This window comes from Nocardiopsis sp. TNDT3 (assembly GCF_003427465.1).
In the GTDB taxonomy this organism is placed as follows: Bacteria; Actinomycetota; Actinomycetes; order Streptosporangiales; family Streptosporangiaceae; genus Nocardiopsis; species Nocardiopsis dassonvillei.
The window spans coordinates 1-6,438 of record NZ_QPFC01000684.1 but is presented as its reverse complement, the minus strand read 5'-3'; the positions used below and the strand labels follow the sequence as shown (position 1 = coordinate 6,438).

General features: G+C 74.1%; 7 protein-coding genes. 5 read left to right on the top strand and 2 right to left on the bottom strand.

The window, feature by feature from the left end; genetic code table 11:
- Positions 1–371 precede the first annotated feature (371 nt).
- The 3 genes from DQW06_RS17115 to DQW06_RS17105 all read left to right on the top strand — a co-directional run bounded on the left by DQW06_RS17115 (position 372) and on the right by DQW06_RS17105 (position 3,206).
- Complete coding sequence (locus DQW06_RS17115) at positions 372–965, top strand: hypothetical protein (protein ID WP_071622713.1); 594 nt, start codon at positions 372–374, stop codon at positions 963–965.
- A gap of 483 nt (positions 966–1,448) precedes the next feature.
- Positions 1,449–1,616, top strand: coding sequence for a DUF3117 domain-containing protein (locus DQW06_RS17110; RefSeq protein WP_013154899.1), 168 nt, complete (start codon positions 1,449–1,451; stop codon positions 1,614–1,616).
- Positions 1,617–1,715: 99 nt separating this feature from the next.
- A complete protein-coding gene (locus DQW06_RS17105) occupies positions 1,716–3,206 on the top strand; it encodes a leucyl aminopeptidase (protein ID WP_041552869.1) in 1,491 nt (496 codons plus the stop codon).
- Positions 3,207–3,299: 93 nt separating this feature from the next.
- Here DQW06_RS17105 and DQW06_RS29820 read toward each other — a convergent pair whose 3' ends face one another.
- Both DQW06_RS29820 and DQW06_RS17095 read right to left on the bottom strand, forming a co-directional pair.
- Positions 3,300–4,313: a GNAT family N-acetyltransferase gene (locus DQW06_RS29820; protein ID WP_071622712.1), complete on the bottom strand. Its 1,014-nt coding sequence runs from the start codon at positions 4,311–4,313 to the stop codon at positions 3,300–3,302.
- Positions 4,310–4,915, bottom strand: a complete 606-nt coding sequence (locus tag DQW06_RS17095) for an O-methyltransferase (protein WP_013154896.1) — start codon at positions 4,913–4,915, stop codon at positions 4,310–4,312. The genes DQW06_RS29820 and DQW06_RS17095 overlap by 4 nt, the downstream gene beginning before the upstream one ends.
- Before the next feature lie 314 nt (positions 4,916–5,229).
- On the opposite strand from DQW06_RS17095, the gene sigE reads away from it, so the two are divergent.
- Complete coding sequence (sigE, locus tag DQW06_RS17090; RefSeq protein ID WP_013154895.1) at positions 5,230–5,844, top strand: RNA polymerase sigma factor SigE; 615 nt, start codon at positions 5,230–5,232, stop codon at positions 5,842–5,844.
- 2 nt (positions 5,845–5,846) lie between these two features.
- Positions 5,847–6,438 (top strand): anti-sigma factor (locus DQW06_RS17085; protein ID WP_117198906.1); only part of this gene is annotated, 592 nt, incomplete at its 3' end.

Below are 6,438 nucleotides of genomic sequence, written 5' to 3'. Positions count from 1 at the left end.
CCCGGAGCCCCGAGCCCGCCCCGGGCTCCGGGGGAGCGGAGGGTTCCGACGGGGCCGGGGCTCCCGGGGACCCGACGGCCGCCGTGACCGGGGAGCGCCCCGAGGCGGCGGGAGGTTCCGGGACCGCGGACGCCTCCGACGCCTCCCCCTCGCGCGGCGACGAGCGCTGACCCCGCACCCAAAGCTGTGGCGCGGGTCACGTTTGGCGGTACCGTGCTGACCTGGCGTTCGCCTTCTTCTATGCCGTGCATCACAGCCCCCGCGCGGTTATCGGGCGAAACCCGCGGGTTCGGGTGCTCTATCCTCGGTCGCTGTATCCGCGTTCCCCCCGCTCCGCCGGAGCGGGTGCATCACCGTTGAGGATGGCGAGGATGGACACAGCAGCCGAACTGGAGTCGGGAGCCGACGATCGGCGCGAAGGGCCCGCTTCCTCCGTGACAGCCGCCTCCCCCGTGCAGCTGTCCCTGTGGCCGCCGCCCCGGTCGACCCGGCACAGCGGCAGGCGCCGCCGCCAGTTCACCGTTCTGGGCGCGGCCGCGCTGGCCGTCCTCCTGGTCGGCGGAGGGGCCACCGCGTGGGCCCTGCTGGCCGACGGCGAAGAGACCGCGCAGGAGGCCGTCGCCCCGGCGGAGGACTTCGTCGGAGCCTGGGCGGGCGAGATGGTCCAGGTGAACACCGAGGGCCAGCACGTCGCCGACTGGCACGCCGAGGTGCGGATCGAGGAGGGCGCCGAGCGCGGCAGCACCGCCTGGACGACCTTCGCCTGCTCGGGGACGCTCGTGCTGTCCGCGGGCGACAACGACCGGCGCGTCTACGCCTACACCGAGACCGCCGACCCCGAGGACCGCTGCGTCGACGAGGCCGAGCTGACCCTGGCGCCCGCCGCGGACGGCGGTCTGAGGGCGGAGTGGTCCTCGGTCACCGACGAGGGCACCCGGATGACGTCGACGGGTCCCCTGAGCTGATCCGGTCGCCCGGATCGCCGCCCGCCCCGGGCGCCGGTTCGACCGCCTGGAGGCGGTGCCGTTCCGGATCCGTCCGACCGCGGCCCCCGGGGCCCGGATTCCCTGTGGGGACGAAAGCGCAGGTCGGAGATGTTGTTCAGGTGTCGCCGGACTGTCGGGTCCGGCCCACCGCCCCCGGGCGGGGGCTGACGCGGATCCCCGTGCGCTCACCGGGTTTCGGCCAGTACCGATATAACCTTACTGACCGACGTTTCCTCGTTGGTGGAAACCGCCGGAGGCGGCCCGGCCGCCGACCGGCGCACACACGGGGGCCAACCTCCGAGATAATGGTCGGAGAGTGATTCACGTCCCCCAAGCCACACGGGCGAGAGTCACGCGGAACCGGCCTACGGCTCCGGAGCCGAGACGGGCCAAGCGGATCGGCGCCGGTGCTGTGGGTCGGCCCCGGTCACCCGCGAGGAAACACCTAGAAAGGGGAATGGCATGGCGGCGATGAAGCCGAGGACCAGCGACGGGCCGATGGAGGTCACCAAGGAGGGTCGCGGCATCATCATGCGGGTCCCGCTGGAGGGGGGCGGACGCCTGGTCGTCGAGCTGACGCCGGCCGAGGCGACCGAGCTCCGGGACGCGCTCAAGGGTGTCGTCGGCTAGGTCCGGCACCACGTTTTTCCCTCCCCCACCCGGGCCGGAACGCCCGACGGCCCCCCGAGGTCGTAGACCCCCATGACAGCGAACGATTGTGAGCGGCCTGTGCCATTCGCCACGGAGATCCAGCCCCGTTCGGGGAGCCTCGCCGAATCCACCGCGGACCTGCTGGTCCTTCCCGTCCTCTCGGGAGACGGCGGACCCGCGGAGGTCGAAGGGGTCGCCGAGGGCGGCCTGACACAGGTGCTTCCGGCTCCGCTCGGCGATCTGTTCGCGCACTACTCGCTCACCGGGAAACCCGGTGAGCTGGCCCAGTTCCCGGTGCCCCGGGACCAGGGGCTGGTACGGCTGGCCCTTCTGGGGGTCGGTTCGGGTTCCCCCGACGACCTCCGGAAGGCCGGCGCAGCCCTGTCCCGGGCCGCCCGGGGAAGAGAGCGGGCCGCCCTGGCCTGGCCGGGTGTCGGCGGCGACGCCGCCACCGCCTTCGCCGAGGGCGCCCTCCTGGCCTCCTACACCTTCAGCCTCAAGACCGCCGAACCCCCGGCGGACAAGCGTCCCGCCCCGGTGGTCGAGGTGGTGGACCCGGGCGCCGGGGACCTCGCCGACGCGCTGGAGCGCGGCACCCGGCTGGCCGCGGCCACCGCCCTGGCCCGCGACCTCATCAACACCCCGTCCATGGTCAAGGACCCCGCGTGGATGGCCGCGCGCGCCAGCGAGGTCGCCGCGGACTCCGGCCTCCAGGTGCGGGTCTGGGACGAGGCGGAGCTGGAGCGCGACGGCTTCGGCGCGATCCTCGCCGTCGGCCGGGGCTCCTCACGCCCCTCCCGGCTGGTGCAGCTCTCCTACACCCCCGAGAACCCCACCGCGCACGTGGTGCTGGTCGGCAAGGGCATCACCTTCGACACCGGCGGCCTCTCGCTCAAGCCCAACGACAACATGTCGCTGATGAAGACCGACATGAGCGGCTCGGCGGTCGTGCTCGCCGTGCTGTCCGCGCTGTCGGCCGTGGGCGCCTCGGTGCGGGTGACCGGTCTGCTGGCCCTGGCCGAGAACGCCTTCGGCGGCGACGCCACACGCATCGGCGACGTGCTCACCACCTACGGCGGCACGACCGTCGAGGTGCTCAACTCCGACGCCGAGGGCCGCCTGGTCCTGGCCGACGCCATGGGTTACGCGGTCGCCGAGCTGGCCCCGGACGTGCTCGTGGACGTGGCCACGCTCACCGGCGCGGCCAAGGTCGCGCTCGGTACGGGCACGGGCGCCCTGTACAGCACCGACGACGCGCTGGCCGCCGAGATCGAGACCGCGGGCCGGGCCTCCGGCGAGCCGCTGTGGCGGATGCCGCTGACCGAGGAGTACGTCGAGACCACCGAGTCCCGCGTGGCGGACCTGGCCAACATCGGCACCCGTCGCGAGTTCGGCCCGGCCGGCGCCACCGACGCCGCCCTGTTCCTGCGCGAGTTCACCGGCGGCGTGCCCTGGGCCCACCTGGACATCGCCGGTCCCGGCCGGTCGACCAAGGAGAGCGGCCTGCTCAGCAAGGGCGGCACCGCCTTCGCCACGCGCACGCTGCTGCGCTGGCTCGCCGAGCGCTAGCCGAGCCCCCGGGCCGGGTGCCCGTGCGTCACACCGGTGACGGCCCGGCCAGCGGGTCCGGTCCGGGAGTTCCTGCCGCCCCGGCGGGGGACCTCACCCCGGCAGGGCGCGCTGGAACTCGTGCATGCGCTCCACCGGGCGAAAGCCCAGGCGCAGGTTGACCCGGCGCATGGGGGCGTTGTCCGGGGCGTTCCAGGTGCGGACCTGGACCCGCTCGGGGAACTCCGCGGCCAGCGTCTCCAGGTTGCGCAGCTTCAGCGCCGAGCCCAGGCGGTTGCCCCGGTGCTCGGGCGCCACCAGGGTGTCCTCCTGGTAGGCCGAGCCCTCCCCCTCGGGCAGGGCGATCTCGCTGTACCCGGCCAGGCCGCCGGTGGCGGCCCTGGCCGCGCAGACCAGCGTGCGGTACCGCTGGGCGCGGCGGCGCTCCTCCTGGTCACGCACGCGCGCGGGGTCCCAGAGCCCCCGCTCGAAGGCCGCATCCCCGAGCGGGACGTCGGCCTGCATCCGCGTGCGCAGCCGCGCGTAGTCGGCCAGCAGCTCCTCCGGGCACGTGTCCGTCCAGGTCAGCAGCTCGTAACGGGACCCGAGGGCGAGCACGTCGGCGCCGACCTCCTCGCGGACCCGCGCGGCCAACGGAAGTTCCAGGACGTAGTAGTCCTCCTCGTGGACCGCCGCGAACCCGCGCGCGAGCGCGAAGCGGACGCCGGGCCAGTCCTCGAAGGAGCGGTCCGAGGGCAGCTGGACCTCGCCCAGCGCGGTCGTGCGCCCCTCCTCGGCCAGGACGCGCTCGGCGTGCTCCCACAGGCGGGTTCCGTGGCCGCGGCGCCGCGTCGCGACGGGCACGTTGACGTCGACCTCGGCCAGGTGCAGGTTGTCCCGGTCCCCGAACTCCAGCAGGAGCGCGCCCGCCACCCCGCCGTCCTCCCCGTGGGCCGCGTAGGCCAGGGCCCGCCGTTCGCCCCCGCGTCCGCGGAGCACCGCGCGCAGGGAGTCCGGGTGGGGGAGCGGGACCACCCCGGGGTCGCGGTCGGCGAGCGAGGCCGCCCGCACGGCCGCGTACCAGGAGTCGAAGGCGGCTGGGTCGGTGCCGTCGACGCGGCTGATCACCGTCGGCCGGGTTCCTGGTGGATGGCGGCCAGCAGTCCCTCGCCCACCGGCATCAGCATGGGGATGAACTCCTCCCCCTCCCGCACGCGGCGGATCACCTCGCGCACGGCGGTCTCGCGGGGGTCGGGCACGCGCAGCGGCCCGTCCGGCTCGCTGGAGGCCACCATGGCGCCGTTGAACACCGCCATCCCGCCCCGGCGCAGCAGGCGCAGCGCCTCGTCCATGTACAGGGGGTAGGACACCGCGTCGGCGTCCACGAACACCAGGTCGTACCCGCCGTCGGTCAGCCTCGGCAGCACGTCCAGGGCCGTCCCGCGGATCAGCCGGGCACGTCCGGGGCCGAAACCGGCGCGGGAGTACGCCGAGCGCGCGTAGTCCTGGTAGGCGGCGTTGGTGTCCACCGTGGTCAGGATCCCGTCCGGGGCCATCCCCCGCAGCAGCCAGATCCCCGAAACCCCGCACCCGGTGCCGATCTCCACCACGGAGCGGGCGCCGATGGAGGCGGCCAGGAAGCGCAGGGCCGTGCCCGTCGCCGCGTCCACCGGCGGGGCCGACGACCGGCTGCCCGCCTCGTAGGCGTCCGCCAGGGGCTCGTCCTCCATGGCGTCCTGCTCGAACCGGGACTGCTCGGCGCGGACCCAGGTGATCCGGGCCGCGGTCTCCTCCGGGCTGGCGATAACGGCCTCCCACAGCGTTCACGTGTCTGGTGGGGCTCTGACCAGCGGGTGGTCACCCACCGTAGAATGTCGGTCGCGGCCAGGTCATGTCCCTGGCAAAAGACTAGCCTGAACCGGACCGAACTCCGAGCGTTGTGGCGGGAACTTAATCCACGTCCCCGGGCGTTGAAACGGGATGAACGTACGTTGATCGCCACGAAGCAAACTCCCCCTGACCAACCTGGCGGCGAATCGACGGGATGAAGGGAGCAGCGGTGCCAGAGTCCGGCCCTGCCGTGGAATTCGAGGCATGGGAACCCCCGAGCTGGGACGAGGTCGTGCGGACCCACTCCCCGCGCGTGTACCGGCTCGCCTACCGGCTGACCGGCAACAAGCACGACGCCGAGGACCTCACGCAGGAGGTCTTCATCCGGGTCTTCCGCTCGCTGGCCAACTACACCCCCGGCACCTTCGAGGGGTGGCTGCACCGCATCACCACCAACCTCTTCCTCGACACGGCCCGCCGCCGGGCCCGCATCCGCTTCGAGGGCCTTGCCGAGAACGCCGACGAGCGCCTGGAGGGCCGCGAGCCCTCCCCCGCGCAGCGCTACGACGACCGGCACTTCGACGCCGACATCCAGTCCGCCCTGGACGCGCTGCCCGCCGAGTTCCGCGCCCCGGTCGTCCTGTGCGACATCGAGGGGCTCTCCTACGAGGAGATCGCGGCGACGCTCGACGTCAAGCTCGGCACCGTCCGCAGCCGGATCCACCGGGGCCGGGCCCAGCTGCGCCGGGCCCTGGAGCACCGGCGGTCCCTGGCCGCCGACAACGAGGCGCGCAGCGGCGGAAACGTCATCAACGGGGAGGCGGAGTGAGTATGGACCACCTCGGAGAGCGGCTCTCCGCGCTCGTCGACGGCGAGCTCGGCCCGGTCGACCACGAGAGCGCCCTCATCCACCTGGCCAAGTGCGAGTCGTGCCGCTTCGAGGCCGACATGATGCGCCGCCTCAAGCGCCGCCTGCACGGCCTGTGCGAACCCGAGCCCGACATGGACTTCATGGGACGGCTCACCAGCCTGTCCCGCGACCACGGACCCTCGGACCGGGGCCCCTCCGGCCCCTCCGTCGGCGGAACCGGCTTCGGCAGCAGTCCGCCCCTGGGCTCCTCGCGCCCCCTGGGCGGCTTCCCCGGCGGCGCCCTGGCCGCCGTGCCCCCGACCGCGGGGGGCACTCCGCCCGCCGCGGGCGGCCCGGCCCCCTCACGGCCGGAGCGCGCCGCCGCGCCCGGGCGCCGCCGCCGCGGCGACCGCCTCGCGCACCTGTTTCCGGCCTTCCCCGGCGGCCGCTACGCCGTCGCGGGCTTCGCCGTGGCCACGGCCCTGCTCGGCAGCGCGTTCGTGGCCGGGGGCGAGGCCGAGGAGACGCCCGTGGTCGAGCCCCGCCTGGCCGACTACGCGGTCGAGCACGCGT